The following is a 13,341-nucleotide window of genomic DNA, read 5'->3' as shown; positions in this document are numbered from 1 at the left end:
CCGACGAGGCGGGCAACATGCTGCAGTACTACACCGAGTTCGAGGATTACTTCACCGGCGTCCGCGACCTGGACGTGGTCCGCGAGCTCAACCCGTGGCTGAAGACCTTCGACCAGTGGCTCGCAGCGAACGGGCACACCATCCCGCGCGACTGACTTCGCAACCGCTGACGGCCGCCACCTGCGCCAAGGCGGCGGCCTGCGCATCTACGTTTCGCCAAACGTTCGTCGACCTCGCCGACGCTCAATGGTCGTGCAGTCCGGGGGCCGCCCGGACGCAGCCGGTGCACGCCGGCTGAGGCACTGTCAGAAAGGCCTTTTCCGTGAGTGCTCCTGAAACTCCCGGCGTTCAGTATGCCATCGGCATCACCGCGCTGCAGGCGACCGTCGCCGGTCCCGTTCTCCTACCCGGAGACGCCAGTTTCGCGGCCGAGATTGCCACCTACAACCTGACCGTGGTGCACACTCCGGCGGTGGTCGTCGGCGCCACCAGCGTCGCCGACGTGCAGGAGGCAGTACGGTTCGCGGCTGTCTACAACCTGCCGGTCGCCGTCCTCGGTGCCGGGCACGGCAGTTCGGTGTCGTCGGACGGCGCCGTGCTGATCACCACCCGCCGGTTGACCGGGCTGAGCATCGACGAGACCGCGAAGACCGCGCGGGTCGAGGCCGGTGTGCGCTGGGGTGAGTTCGTCGAGCAGGCCTCCAAGTTGGGGCTGGCGGGGTTGAACGGCTCGTCGCCGACGGTGACCGTGGTCGGTTACACCCTTGGTGGCGGTCTCGGCCCGTTCGGCCGCAAGTACGGGTACGCCGCCGACCATGTCACTGCGCTGGACGTGGTGACCGCTAACGGTGAACTGCGCCATGTCACCGCGGACAGCGATCCGGATCTGTTCTGGGCGCTGCGCGGCGCGAAGGGCAACTTCGGTGTCGTGGTGGCCATCGAGTTCACGGTCTTTCCGCTGCAGGCGTTCTACGGCGGCGGCATCTTCTTCCCGGGTGAGCTTGCCGGCGACGTGTTGCACCTGTTCCGGGAATGGACCCAGAACGTGCCGGAGGAGATGTCGGCCTCGGTCGGGCTGCTGCACCTGCCGGCGGCGCCGTTCGTGCCGGAGCCGCTGCGCGACCGCGTCGTCGTCCACCTTCGTATCGCCTACCTGGGCGGACCGTCTGATGGAGCGCTGCTGGTCGAACCGTTCCGCAAGCTGGGTACGCCGATCATCGACGCGGTCGGGCCGATGCCGTACGCCGCAGTCGCCACGATCCACAACGACCCGGTGGATCCGCTGCCGGTCTACGAGCACGCGGCGCTGCTGCGGGAGCTGCCGGCCGAAGCGGTCGACACGCTCCTGCGGTTCGCCGGGCCGGGCTCCGACTCGCCGTTGATCCTCGCGGAGGTGCGGCACATGGGTGGGGCGCTCGCGCGTACCCCTGAGGTGCCGAACGCGGTCGGCAACCGTGACCAGACGCTGTACAGCGTCTTCCTGGTGGCGGCCGGTGGGCCGCCGGACGCCGAGGCGCTGCACGCCTACGAGCAGCAGGTCATCGACGCGCTTGAACCGTGGTCGACGGGGCGCCGCTACCTGAACTTCATGTTCGCGAACGACGCGGACCCGCAGACGGCGGCGCTGGCCTACGCGCCGGAAGCCTATGAGCGCCTGACCGCTATCAAGCGGCGGTTCGACCCGTCAAACCTGTTCCGGATCAACCACAACATCCCGCCCGCGAGCTGATCCGCTCGGATCGGGTGACGACTCCCGTGGCGTGCGTGGCGGCCCCGTCGCACGCCACGGGCCCACCCGCACGACTCATCGGCCTGGATCGCGGCATCCGCGCAGATCGCTTCATTGCGGCGGATCGCTGAGATCTTGCAGAGATGCCAGGAAGCTCACGCGCCCGGCAGCACTCAGTGGCGCCAGCACGGTGGCCTCCACCATCCGCAGATCGAGTTCCACCCGCTCGGCCACAGCTCGGCCCTGCCCGGTGAGGGCCGGCCGCCGGGCCCGCCGATCACCGGGTCGTGACTCCCGGCGCACCAGGCCGGCCGACTCCAGACGATCGATACGGTGCGACAGCACCGCCGGATGCACCGCGATGCGCCGGGCGAGATCGGACAGAGTGCAATGATCGTCGTCGGCCAGCGCTCGCAGGATCTCGTACCCGTGATGACCGCAGGGCACCTCACGTACCATCTCATCGGCCTCGGCCAGGTATCTCTGCAGCACGATCCGCAGCGACGAACCGAGGCCGGCGATGGGCACGAAGGACAGCGATGTCGAGGACTGCTGCACGCCGGCACCTCTCTGCACGCGCAGCCCCGATCGGCCTGCGCTTCGCTGCCGACGATGGACACCGCGGTTCAACGATCGATCGACACGGCATGGATGTCCCGGCGCTATCGCTGGGTGTAGCGGTGCTTCACCCCCGCGGGGAAGTGCTCCGGATCGTTCGCCGGCCGTAGTTCGACCTTGGGCAGCTGGTAATTCTCCGGGACGTAGTGCGCGAACTCCTGGTTGAGACGCAGCAGCTCGGCACGGATGACCTCGGCGATTACGTCGCGTCGTTCGCTGGTGGCCTGCACCCCGGCGGCCAGTTCCACCAGGATTGACAGCTGGCGGTCGCGGTCGGCGTCCTCGACCGAGCGCAGCACGAATCGGCCGGTGACTGCCTCTCTGACCTGCGGGCGTTCCAGGGCGGTCGCCACATCGTCCGGGTAGACGTTGGCACCGAAGAAGGAGACGGTGAACATCGACCGGCCGAACAGGTAGACGAACGGCAGCTGCGGACCATCGCCAGGGTCGAATCCGTGCTGCCGGCAGAACTCGATGAGTTCGGCGTGCCCGATCACGCCGCCTTCGTCCTCGATGTGGTACCGGATCAGCGGCACCGTGCCGTCCATGCTGAAGGCCAGGGTGCCCCCGGCAACAGCCTCGAAGACGTGCGTGTCCGGGTCGTACTGGACAAGAGTCGGCAGCCGGGAGTCGCCGAAGAGCCCGGCGGCGATCTCGGGACGGCCGGCGAGGAAGCGGCGGATCCGGATGCTCAGCACGGTCTCATTGGCGATCACCCCGGCGTCGGCGGTGCCGTAGAGCCCGGCGACGTCGGTCACCGGGTCGGCCATGCCGGTACGCACACCCATCAGATCGCGCCACTGCTCACTGAAGGCCTCACCGGCCAGCAAGATCTTGACCCGGTACGCGGGCCAGTCCACCCCTCGGGCCAGGCCGACGTCCACGACGTTCTTCACGAACGGCGGATAGCCGAGCAGCACCACCTGGTCGAAGTGGCCGCCGATCTCGTCGATGACCCGCAGGATCTCGTCGAGGTTGTTGCCCGGAGCGGCAACCGTGACGGGATAACCTTTCGCTGAGAGCTGCCGGCAGACCGACGTGCACCACATGCCTCCGACCCAGTTGCCCAGCGCGAAGCAGATCACCGCCAGCGTCCGGCGCTGCCCCACCTGGAACGAGTCCCGAAAGACCTGCTCGACACGAGCCGCCCCGGCTCGTTCGTCGAGCACCGAACGGGGCCAGACCGTCGGCGTTCCGGACGATCCCGACGAGAGGTTGACGATGTCGCCGCCGGTCAACAGCCCGTCGCGGCAGCGCTCCGGCAGCGGATGACGCTCGTGATAGTTGGCCTTGGTCATCAGGGGGATCTGCTCGGGGGCGGTGACACTGCCGGCGTCGACGCCGTGTTCGTGCAGAAACAGCCGGTACGCTGGGACCCGCACCGCGGCCTCGCGAAAGAGTTTCAACACGTTCGTCGTCCCGGAGCCCGTCGAGTGGTAATACTCACTGAGCCCAGAGATGATTCGATCCGGTCGATTAGTGTCGAACACCCTCACACCCCTTGTCGTGCCGCCGTTCGCGGTCTCCCGGCAATGATGAGGCCATGGCCCGATAAATTCGAGATATACGGAGCGTTGGCGTGCGTCACTCCGGTGGACCCGTAACACCACCTCGAGTGGCCGAACGACGCCGCGCGGACTCACCACTGGTCGGGCGTGGCAGCGAACTGTCCTTGATCGACGATGTGCTCGCGGGCATCACCGCCACCTCTGCGTCCGGCGCTGCCATCGTGGTGCGCGGCGAGCCCGGTGTCGGCAAGACCGCGCTGCTCACCGCCGCGTGTGCCCGCGCCGCCGAGCGCGGCGTGCGCGTGCTGACCTGTGGCGGTGTGCTGATCGAGTCGGACCTTCCGTACTCGGGTCTGCACCAACTCCTTCGCCCGATCCTCGGCAGGGTCGACGACCTGACTCCGGCCACCCGCGACGCGCTGCTGTCCGCCCTGGGCCTGAGCGACGATGGTGTCTCCGCCGGTCAATACCAGGTCGGCCTGGCAGTCCTGGAACTGCTGGCCGTGAGCGATACGCCGGTGCTGGTCGCCGCGGACGACGTGCACTGGCTGGACCGTTCGACCGCGGACGTCCTCGCGTTCGTTGCTCGCCGGCTCGCCGACGAGCGCATCGTCCTGCTGGCCACCACCCGCGAGACCAGCTCCGCCGACCAGCTCGGCCGGGTTGACACGATCCGCGAACTGATACTCGGTGGCCTCGGCGCCGAGGCCGCGGCGGCGCTGCTGGAGGCGAGCGCTCCAGGCCGGCTGGCGTCATGGCGCGACCGTGTCCTGGAGGTGGCCCGCGGCAACCCCCTGGCGCTGGTGGAGCTGGCGGCCGTCGCACCTGAGCCCGGCGGTTTCGAGCCCGCCGAACTGCCCCTGACCGATCGGCTGGAGCGCGCCTTCGGCCTGCGGGTCCGCAATCTGCCGGCCAGCACACGGACCATGCTGCTGGTCGCCGCCCTGCACGATCGTGAGGACCTGGCCGAGATCGCGACGGCCGCCGGCATGGCCGGTGGCACCGCGGTGACCTCGGACGACGTGGGCCGGGCTGTTGCCGCGGGACTACTGGACACCGGCGACGGGTGGCTGCGGTTCCGGCACCCGCTGATGCGCTCCGCCGTGCGGCAGGGCGCGACCGCGGCACTACGTCACGAAGCCCACGCAGCTCTGGCCGTGGTTCTCGCCGACGATCCCGACCGGCAGATCAGCCACCGGGCCGCGGCATGTGTGGGCCCGGACGAGGACGTGGCCGCCGACCTCGAAGCGGCCGCGGCCCGCGCCGTGCGGCGGGGCGCGCCGGCAGCGGCATCCGCAGCGCTGGAACGCGCGGCCCGGGTCAGCCCGGATCCGGCCGAGCGGGTCCGGCGGCTGCTCGCTGCCGCTGACATCGGCTTCGTCGTCGGCGGGCCCCGGTCCATCCGGCTACTCACCGAGCTCGACGCCTTGGCGGTCGATCCGGTCAGCCGGGCGCGTCTGCACTTCTGGCAGCAGGAACTGCTGCGGCAGGACTGGACGGCGGAGGAGGGCATCGCCGCCTCCGCCGAGTCGGCCACCCGGCTGCACGCCGCCGGTCACCGGGAACAAGCTCTCGCTGTGCTGTCCGCGGCGACCGTGCGATGCCTGTGGGTCGACCCCGCGCCCGCGATCCGGCAACGAGTGATCGACGCTGTGCGGACCTCCGGCGCGCTGACCGACGACCTGATGCGCGCCGCACTGCTGACCCAGGTCGACCCGTGGACGTACGCGCGTGAGTACCGTTCCCTGCTCGCCTCGGCCGGCGACGATCCCCGGGAGCCGGGAGACCTGCTGCGGCTCGGGGTGGCCGCGTCCACCATCGGCGACTCACCGGCCGTCGTGGCGCTGCTCGAGCGTGCGGTCGACGGGCTACGCCGCCAGGGACAGCTGGGCCTGCTCGCGCAGGCACTCGCCACGCAGGCCTGGGCGGGACTGCATCTGGGCCGGCCGGAGCTGACCATCACCGCCGCCGCGGAGAGCCGGCGACTCGCCGAGGAGACTGGCCAGCCACGGTTCGCGGTGATGGCCCGGATCTCCGAAGCGGTCTGGGCCGGCCGACGTGGTGATCGTGCGCTGGCCGAATCCATCGCGCTCGAGCAGGAGGCGGTGCTGCTGCGCTCCCAGGCGCGGGGGCTGCTCACCATGGTCGAATATGCGCGAGGCACGGCCGCCCTGGCCGTCGGCGACCTCACCGCGGCATACGAACACTTCGGGAAAATCTACGATCCGTCGGCGCACGCGCGCCAGCCCATCGTCCAGTCATATGCGATGCCCGACATGGTCGAGACGGCAGTAAGGCTCGGCCGCGCTCACGAACTCCGCGACGTGCACGCCGGGATGGCCGCGCTCGCGGACCGGGTCGGATGGCCGCTGCTGCGTACCGTCGTGATCTGCACCGCCCCGTTGGTCGGCGCCGATCCCGGTCCAGCGTTCGCCGCCGCGCTGGCCCACGACCTCAGTCAATGGCCGTGGCACCGCGCCCGGCTGCTGCTCGCGTACGGGCTGTGGCTGCGCCGGGAACGCCGGGTCGTCGAGGCGCGAGAGGTGCTGCGTTCTGCGCGCACGATCTTCTACGACCTGGGTGCGGTCCCGTGGGGAGCTGGGGCTGATGCGGAGCTGGCAGCGTCGGGGGAGCGGATCCGGCCACGCGGCGCCACCGACCGGGACACCCTGACGCCACAGGAACTCCAGATCGCCAGCATGGCCGCGGCCGGCATGACCAACCGCGAGATCGGTGAGCGCCTGTTCCTGTCGCACCGGACCGTGCGAACCCACCTGTACCGGATCTTTCCGAAACTCGGTGTCTCCGCCCGCGGCGAACTGGGCCGGGCACTGGCCGACAACGGCTCCGACAGGGACGACTGACGGCCGGTCCGTGCGCGTACGATCCGGCCATGCTTCAGCTGATCGGCCGGGATTCCGAGCTCGTCGTTCTCGCCGAATCGCTCGAACGGGTCGCGGGCGGCAACGGTGGGGCGCTGCTGCTGTCCGGCGATCCGGGGGTCGGCAAATCAGCTCTGCTGAACGAGGCGGCAGTTCAGGCGCGTGCGGCGGGCATGCGAGTTCTCGGCTGCGTCGGCAACCCGGCGTCGGCGGATTGGGCATTCTCCGGGCTACGGGAGCTCTTGCTACCCGTTCTCGACGGTGCCAAGGATCTGCTGCCGGTGACCCGGGACGCGTTGCTGTCGGCGCTGGGCGAGACCACCGCCGATACCGTGCCGGTGCAGCGGGTGGCCCTGGGCGTGTTGCAGCTGTTGTCAGACGCCGGCCAGGTCGCGCCGGTCGTGGTGATCGCCGACGACGTTCACTGGCTCGATCCGGCGACATCGCTGGTGCTGGCCTTCGTGGCTCGCCGGCTGGCCGACGACGCGGTGCTGGTGGTGGCCGCCGCTCGGTCCAACGAGATCGGCGGCAATCCGCTGGCCGAGGCCGGCCTTTCGCACCTGGCGATCTCCCCGCTCGATGGTCCGGCTGCCGAGGCGCTGCTCGACAGCCGGGTGCCCAGCATGCCGGCCCTGCTGCGGGAGCGGATCCTGGTCGCGGCGGTCGGCAACCCGCTGGCGCTGACCGAACTGGCGCGGGCCACCGACCTTGACGGGGGCGGCCCCACCGGCTCTGCATTGCCTCTCACCGAGCGCCTGGATCAAGTCTTCGGCGACCGGGCCCGGCTGCTGCCTGAACCGGCGCGGACCCTGTTGGCGATCATGGCGGTGAACGACTCGGACGCGGTGCAGGAGCTGCTCGCTGCGGCCGGCGGTCTGACCGGCGGGCGTGTGGCGCTCGACGATCTGTCGCCGGGCGAGCAAGCGGGCCTGGTATGGGTCGCTGACGGGCGTGCGGGTTTCCGGCATCCGCTGATGCGTGCCGCCGTCGACGGCGCCGTGACCGCGGATCAGCGGCGTGGCATTCACGCCGTCTTGGCAGCGTCGATCGACGCCGATCACGATCGGCGGTTGTGGCACCGGGCGCTGGCAGCCGCCGGGCCCGATGAATCGATCGCAGCCGAACTCGAACGCATGGCGCAACGGCGATCAGACCGCGGCGAGAACAGCACCGCCGCGGTCGCGCTGGAGCGTGCCGCGCGACTGAGCCCCGACCCTCGCGTGGCGGCGCAGCGTTTCCTCGCGGCCATCGTGGCGTACAGCCTCGGCGCGGAGTTCCGGGAACGGCTGCCCCTGGTCGAGGAAGTAGACAAGACGCAGCTCGGGCCGCTGCAGGTCGCCTTCCTCGCGGCGATCCAGGCCGCCGCCACCGACGGCTGGCTGGGGCCGGAGCATCCGATCCGGGAAGCGGAACTGGTGTTGCGGTACGGCGCCGACAATCCGGCACAGGCGACCCAGTTGCTGCTCAACGCCGTCCTGGTGACATGGTGGATCAACCTGGACGATGACGCGCGAGACCTTCTCATCCGCGCCAACCGCACGTTGCCCTTGCCCGAGGACTCACCGGTACGCCTGGCCCTCGACGCGACGAGCCACCCGCACCAGCAGGGCGCCAGCGTCCGCACAAGGATTGCGGCTCGACCGGGGGAGGAGGCCCGGGGCCCCGACGAGACGCTGGTCGGATTCGCGGCGAGTTGCGTCGGAGAAGTTCTGGTCGCGGCGGAACGACTCACGGTGGCATCCACACTGCTGCGCGCCGCCGGCGAGTTCGGTCAGCTCGCTGTCGCACTGACCGCCAAGGCCTGGGCATGTGTCCTGTTAGCCCAGGACGATGCCGCGGCTGACGCGGTCGCGGAGGTGATCCGCCTCGCCGGCATCACCAACGAACTTCGCATGACCGGGACCGCCGCGCTCGCCGGCGCACTGGTGGCGGCCCGCCGCGGCGAGATTGAATCAGCCCTGGCGGTCGCGGCTGTTAACGAAGAGGGCTTGATCCAGTCCGGTGCCTATTCGATGCTGTTGATGGTGCAGCTCGTGCGCGGGGCGGTCGCCCTGTCCGAGGGGGACGCAGTAGCGGCCTTCGACGCGTTGATCCAGGTTTGTCGGCCTGAGGAACGCTCCTATCAGCAGAATGCCTGCGTGTGGGCGCTGACTGACCTGATGGACGCCGCGGCGTTGTCCGGGCGCCTCGATGAGGTTCGGGCACTGCACGCCGAGTTCACCGAGCTGGCGCAGCGCAGCGGGTCGCCGCACACCCTTGTCGTGGTCGCGGCGTCGGCACCGCTGCTCGCCGACGATGCGGATGCCGGCGTCGTGTTTGACAGTGCGTTCGCCAGTGGCGTCGAGCAGTGGCCGTGGCAGCACGGGTCGTTGCTGCTGGCCTACGGCCGCTGGTTGCGGAGACAGCGCCGCCGTACCGAGTCCCGTGAGCCGCTGCGGGCGGCATACGCGCTGTATAACTCGATCGGCGCCCAGGCGTGGGCCGAACGGGCCGCGGTTGAACTGCGGGCCTCCGGCGAACCCGTGGCCGCCAGGCCACGCCGCGCGACAAGCCAGCTGAGCGCTCAGGAGTTGAATATCGCCAAGCTGGCAGCGGAAGGGCTGAACAACCGGGAGATCGCTGAGCGACTGTTCCTCTCGCACCTAACTGTCCGTAACAACCTGTACCGGATCTTTCCGAAACTCGGTGTCTCTTCTCGGAGCGACTTGGCGCGGGTACTTGATCACAACGGCTCCGATGAGGGCAGCTGACGGCCGGTGCGTGCGCGTACGATCCGGCCATGGTTCAGCTGATCGGCCGCGATTCCGAGCTCGTCGTTCTTGCCGAGTCGCTGCAGCGGGTCGCGGAGGGCAGCGGCGGCGCGCTTCTGCTGTCCGGCGATCCCGGGGTGGGCAAATCGGCGTTGCTGAACGAGGTCGCCGGGCAGGCTCGTGCTGCGGGCATGCGGGTACTGAGCTGGGCCGGTAATCCGGCGTCGGCGGACTGGGCATTCTCCGGGCTGCGCGAACTGCTGTCGCCTGTTCTCGGCGGCGCCGAGGACCTGCTGCCGGTGACCCGGGAAGCGCTGGTGAACGCGCTGAGTGAGACCACCGCCGACAGTGCGCCCTTGCAGCGTGTGGCGCTGGGGGTGTTGCAGCTGTTGTCGGACGCCGGTCACGACCTGCCGGTCGTGGTGATCGTGGACGACGTCCACTGGCTCGATACGGCCACCTCGCGGGTACTCGCCTTCGTGGCTAGGCGGCTGACCGACGACGCGGTGCTGGTGGTGGCCGCAGCTCGATCCGATGAGATCAGTGGCAGCCCGTTGGCCGAGGCCGGTCTGCCGCAACTGGTGGTCTCCCCACTCGACGGTGCGGCTGCTGAGGCGCTGCTGGACACTCGTGCACCGGGCACATCGGCCCTGGTCCGGGAACGGATCCTGGCAGCGGCGGTCGGCAATCCACTGGCGCTGACCGAACTGGCGCGGGCAGCCGACCTCGAAGGAAACGGTCTCACCAAGTCGGCGCTGCCACTTACCGACCGCCTGGATCAGGTCTTCGGTGCCCGCGCCCGGCTGCTACCCGAACCGGCGCGGACCCTGCTGGCGATCATGGCGGTGAACGACTCGGACGCGGTGCAGGAGCTGCTGACCGCGGCCGGCGGCTTGGTTGGCCGGTCTGTGGTGCTGGACGATCTGTCGCCGGGCGAGCAAGCGGGTCTGGTCTGGGTCGCCGACGGCCGTGCGGGTTTCCGGCATCCGCTGATGCGTGCTGCCGTCGACGGCGCCGTGACCGCGGACCAGCGGCGGGCAATTCACGCCGTCCTGGCCACGTCGATCGGCACGGACGGCGATCGGCGCCTGTGGCATCGGGCGCAGGCCGCCGCCGGGCCTGACGAGACTATCGCGGCCGAACTCGAACGCATGGCGCAACGGCGATCAGAACGCGGCGAGAACGGTACCGCCGCGGTCGCGCTGGAGCGTGCCGCCCGGCTCAGCCCTGACCCTCGCGTTGCTGCCCACCGATTCCTTGCGGCCATTGTCGGGTACAGCCTGAGCGCGGAGTTCCGGGACAGGCTGCCACTGCTCGATGAGGTGGACAAAACGCAGCTCGGTCCGCTGGGGGTCGCCTTCCTGACGGGAATTCAGGCCGCCGCCACCGACAGCTGGCTGGGACCGGAGCACCCGATCCGGGAAGCGGAACTGGTGTTGCGGCACGGTGGCGACAATCCGGCTCAGGCAATCCAGCTGCTGCTCAACGCGAATTTGGTGTCGTGGTGGATCAACCTGGACGACGACGCGCGAGAGCTTCTCATCCGAGCCAACCGCTCCTTGCCGCTGCCCGAGGACGGAGCAGAGCGCCTGGCCCTCGACGCGGCCGGCCACCCGTACGAGCACGGTGCCAGCGTCCGCAAACGCATTTCGGTTCGAGCGGCGGGGGAATCGCGAGGCTTCCCCGGAGCTTTGATCGGATTCGCGGCGCATTGTGTCGGGGCGACTCCGGTCGCGTTGGAATGGCTCACGGTGGCAGCCACCGCGCTTCGCGCCGCAGGCGAATTCGGCCAGCTAGCCGTTGCGTTGACCGCCAAGGCCTGGGCATGCACCCTGCTCGCTCAGAATGACGCCGCGGCTGACGCGGCCGCAGAGGTTATCCGCCTCTCCGATATCACCAGCGAACTTCGCATGACCGGGACCGCAGCGCTTGCCGGCGCGGTGGTCGCGGCTCGCAAGGGCGAGATCGGATCAGCCCTGGCGGTCGCGTCCGCTATCGAAGAGGGTCTGATTCAGTCCGGGTTCTACTCGATGCTGTCGATGGTGCAACTCGTGCGAGGGACAGCAGCCCTGGCCGAGGACGATGCGGTGGCGGCCTTCGACGCGTTGATCGAGGTCTGCCTGCCCGACGAACGCTCCTACCAGCAGAACGCCCGAGTATGGGTACTGACCGACCTGATGGACGCCGCGGCACTGTCCGGGCGCCTCGACGACGTCCGGGCAGTACACGCCGAGTTCACCGAGCTGGCGCGGCGCAGCGGGTCACCGCATCTGCTCGTCTCGGTAGCGGCGTCGGCACCGCTGCTCGCCGACGACGCTGACGCCGGCGTCGTGTTCGACAGCGCGTTCGCCAGCGGCGTCGAGCAGTGGCCGTGGCAGCACGGGTCGTTGCTGCTGGCCTACGGCCGCTGGCTGCGGCGACAGCGACGTCGTACCGAATCCCGCGAGCCACTGCGCGCGGCGTACGCCCTCTACACCACGATGGGTGCTCTGGCGTGGGCCGAACGGGCCGCGGTCGAACTGCGAGCCTCCGGCGAACCTGTGACCGCAAGGCCACGGCGCGCGACAAGCCAGCTGAGCGCCCAGGAGCTGAACATCGCCAAGCTCGCGGCCGAAGGACTGAACAACCGCGAGATCGCCGAACGCCTGTTCCTGTCGCACCGGACCGTCCGCAACAACCTGTACCGGATCTTCCCGAAACTCGGCATCTCTGCCCGCAACGAGTTGGCCAGGGCACTCGACGAGACTGGCTGAACGCCCAGCATGGCCTGCATTCGTCGGCTACGGCACCAGTGGTGGTCCGCGACGACGGCGTCGGTTCTACTTCAGGTTCGGTCTGATTTTCTGAGAATGGCTCAGACCCTCGGAAGGTCGGCGCGGATGCGGCGGTACGCGTCCCAGGGGATGGCCGGCCGCGCCAGTCCACGCCGTTCGAGGTAACGGCGGGTCGTCGCCTGGCACTGGCGTGCGATGCGGATCGGGTCGAGGACATTCGCCCGGTGCTTCTGGCCGGGCTCGACCAGCCGCGACGGCCGCAGCAACCAACCACCGCCGTCGGCCACCAGTTCGCCGCGGACATTCGCGCTGTGCAGGTTCGAAAGCTTGTCGTCGTGCCGGTGCACGAGCAGCCCGGCCGGACCCGCGACGACCGGTGAATCCTCGGGCACCTCGACGCGGTAACCGTCAGTCTCCGCGGCGACGGTGGTACGCACGAGCACGGGGGCACCTGCGGCATCGACGCCTATAAGGACTACTGACTTGTATCCCGCCAGCACTTCGGCGCCGGTCAGTGTGCCGTCGGCCAGTTTGGTATTGCTGCCGTCGGGCAGAGGGCGGGTGATCACCTCGGTCGGCCGTACGGTGATCAAAAGGCGCATGAAGTAGAAGTCGGCCATCGAGGTGGCCGGCCAGTTGAGGTACTTCTGGCTGGACGGCTGGCGTTGCATCAGCGTCGACCAGAGCCGCCCCAGGTCGCCGGTCGGGTCGACATGCACCTGTTCGGGGCAGGTCGCGATGCCGCGTACCAGGACTTGATCGGGTTGCTCCAGACCGCTCGCGGCAGGTTCGGAGAAAAGCAGGGCTACCCGGCCGTCCCGGCGGATGTTGTACGCCTTCTGCGGGTACCCCAGCGATGTGGTCAGCAGAAACGTTCCGTCGTCGAGCCGTAGCCCGGAGATGGGCCAGGCAACCGGCGAACCGTCCTTGGTCAGGGTCGCCAGCTCGCAGGTGCGGTAGGCGTCGATCACATCAGGTAGGTGCGTCACGGCGACGATCCTAAATGGATGACGGAAAGGCCATTTTCGCAGCATAAGACGTCGATGATTCGCCTGGTCAGCCGCCGGTTCGAAACAGCAA

Annotated in this window: 7 protein-coding genes; 4 read left to right on the top strand and 3 right to left on the bottom strand. The window is 69.3% G+C overall.

Going from position 1 to position 13,341, the window contains the following annotated elements:
• Positions 1 to 322: 322 nt before the first annotated feature.
• Positions 323 to 1,729 carry an FAD-binding oxidoreductase gene (locus B0I29_RS44470; protein ID WP_220091610.1) on the top strand — a complete coding sequence of 469 codons (1,407 nt, stop codon included), beginning with the start codon at positions 323 to 325 and terminating at the stop codon, positions 1,727 to 1,729.
• Between the two features lie 111 nt (positions 1,730 to 1,840).
• Here the strand turns inward: B0I29_RS44470 and B0I29_RS44465 are convergent, their stop codons facing one another.
• Positions 1,841 to 2,287 carry a MarR family winged helix-turn-helix transcriptional regulator gene (locus tag B0I29_RS44465; protein WP_111655217.1) on the bottom strand — a complete coding sequence of 149 codons (447 nt, stop codon included), beginning with the start codon at positions 2,285 to 2,287 and terminating at the stop codon, positions 1,841 to 1,843.
• 104 nt (positions 2,288 to 2,391) lie between these two features.
• Positions 2,392 to 3,756 carry a phenylacetate--CoA ligase family protein gene (locus B0I29_RS44460; RefSeq protein WP_146617119.1) on the bottom strand — a complete coding sequence of 455 codons (1,365 nt, stop codon included), beginning with the start codon at positions 3,754 to 3,756 and terminating at the stop codon, positions 2,392 to 2,394.
• Positions 3,757 to 3,962: 206 nt separating this feature from the next.
• Between B0I29_RS44460 and B0I29_RS44455 the strand changes: the two genes are divergently transcribed.
• The 3 genes from B0I29_RS44455 to B0I29_RS44445 are packed head-to-tail and all read left to right on the top strand — an operon-like array spanning position 3,963 to position 12,240.
• Positions 3,963 to 6,719: an AAA family ATPase gene (locus B0I29_RS44455; RefSeq protein ID WP_146617118.1), complete on the top strand. Its 2,757-nt coding sequence runs from the start codon at positions 3,963 to 3,965 to the stop codon at positions 6,717 to 6,719.
• 29 nt (positions 6,720 to 6,748) lie between these two features.
• Positions 6,749 to 9,487 (top strand): ATP-binding protein, encoded by a 2,739-nt coding sequence (locus B0I29_RS44450; RefSeq protein WP_111655214.1) that lies wholly within the window; start codon positions 6,749 to 6,751, stop codon positions 9,485 to 9,487.
• Between the two features lie 29 nt (positions 9,488 to 9,516).
• Complete coding sequence (locus B0I29_RS44445; protein ID WP_111655213.1) at positions 9,517 to 12,240, top strand: ATP-binding protein; 2,724 nt, start codon at positions 9,517 to 9,519, stop codon at positions 12,238 to 12,240.
• 101 nt (positions 12,241 to 12,341) lie between these two features.
• Here the strand turns inward: B0I29_RS44445 and B0I29_RS44440 are convergent, their stop codons facing one another.
• Positions 12,342 to 13,250, bottom strand: coding sequence for a pyridoxamine 5'-phosphate oxidase family protein (locus B0I29_RS44440; protein WP_220091609.1), 909 nt, complete (start codon positions 13,248 to 13,250; stop codon positions 12,342 to 12,344).
• Positions 13,251 to 13,341: the final 91 nt, after the last annotated feature.

Source organism: Actinoplanes lutulentus (assembly GCF_003259845.1).
Classification (GTDB): Bacteria; Actinomycetota; Actinomycetes; order Mycobacteriales; family Micromonosporaceae; genus Actinoplanes; species Actinoplanes lutulentus.
The sequence above is the reverse complement of the archived record's forward strand: the minus strand, read 5'-3'. Positions and strand labels throughout refer to the sequence as shown.

What these genes read in the sequence shown, in the direction of transcription:
- B0I29_RS44450 (WP_111655214.1), top strand. Translation starts at nt 6,749, where the DNA reads ATGCTTCAGCTGATCGGCCGGGATTCCGAGCTCGTCGTTCTCGCCGAA.
- B0I29_RS44445 (WP_111655213.1), top strand. Translation starts at nt 9,517, where the DNA reads ATGGTTCAGCTGATCGGCCGCGATTCCGAGCTCGTCGTTCTTGCCGAG.